General features: G+C 31.3%; 1 protein-coding gene. It reads right to left on the bottom strand.

From position 1 onward, the window contains the following. On the bottom strand, positions 1-396 hold a 396-nt coding region (locus JHD69_RS20630; protein WP_199142181.1), incomplete at both ends, for a hypothetical protein.

Genomic DNA, 396 nt, shown 5'->3' on the forward strand with positions numbered 1-396 from the left:
CCTATTAGCTCAATTGCATCTTTATTCGTTGCATCGATTTTGATATCAAATCTTGACTTGTTTTCGAATAACTGATCTACAAATTTTTCTATCAATGAAGAATATTTAGTCGTATCTCCATCTACTACGAGATTTAATTCCGATTTATTACTTTCGAAAAAACTAGAGACTAAAGTTCTATTAAATAACCGTTTTTTAGATGTTGATGATGTAGTTTTAGTATCCGAGCCTCCTGCTCCTAAACTAAAAGCTCCTAAAGAAATGCTAGCTCCATATCCATTACTTGAAGATTCAACAGTTGTTTTATTCTCGATTGTTTCATCTCCAAATAGTTTTTTTGTGTTTTCTGTATTGTTAAGAAAAGTTGCGATCGCACTAATTGTGGTTGTTGAATAT

Source organism: Pedobacter sp. ASV12, assembly GCF_016429155.1.
In the GTDB taxonomy this organism is placed as follows: Bacteria; Bacteroidota; Bacteroidia; order Sphingobacteriales; family Sphingobacteriaceae; genus Pedobacter.